Source organism: Photobacterium sp. NCIMB 13483, from assembly GCF_003025475.1.
GTDB classification, from domain to species: domain Bacteria; phylum Pseudomonadota; class Gammaproteobacteria; order Enterobacterales; family Vibrionaceae; genus Photobacterium; species Photobacterium piscicola.
On record NZ_PYLV01000071.1, the window covers coordinates 1 to 544 of the forward strand.

Consider the following 544-nt stretch of genomic DNA (forward strand, 5'->3'; position numbering starts at 1 on the left):
CTGCAAGGTTACCAACCAAGTTACCATTCGCATCAACTATAAACGTCAACGCGTGACCGCTAGATGTCAGTTCAGCGTTAAGCTCTTTAATTAGCTCTGCTTGTTGGCTTGCATCAATCGCAACGGTATTTGGGTCAAGACGATCTTCACCCGCAACCAGTGTTAACTGTCCGCTTTGTTCCACAGGGTACGTGGTATCGATGCCACCAGTGCTGGTACCGCTGCCATCAACATCACGATCACCTTCTGTCAGCGTGATATCAATGTTCTCACCACCAACCGCATCAGTGCCGTCATTAATGGTGATATTTAATTCACCATGAGCGGTATCACCGTCTTTATCGGTTGCCGTCACAGCCAGTTTAATCTCAGCAATATCGGCACTGTTTTGATCAACAGCTCCAGTCACTTTAACGGTATAAGTGCCGTCATTAGCGATCGTCACCACCATCACGGGTTGTGACTGTGTATCCACCACCGTTAAGACATTGCCGTTAACGTTATATGTGGTCGCTTCACCATTGATGTTGATATTGGCAAGACA

Annotated in this window: 1 protein-coding gene; it reads right to left on the reverse strand. The window is 47.1% G+C overall.

Features of this window, described 5'->3' with window-relative positions:
• A partial coding sequence (locus C9I86_RS19945; protein ID WP_146142648.1) for a hypothetical protein occupies positions 1-544 on the reverse strand: 544 nt, incomplete at both ends.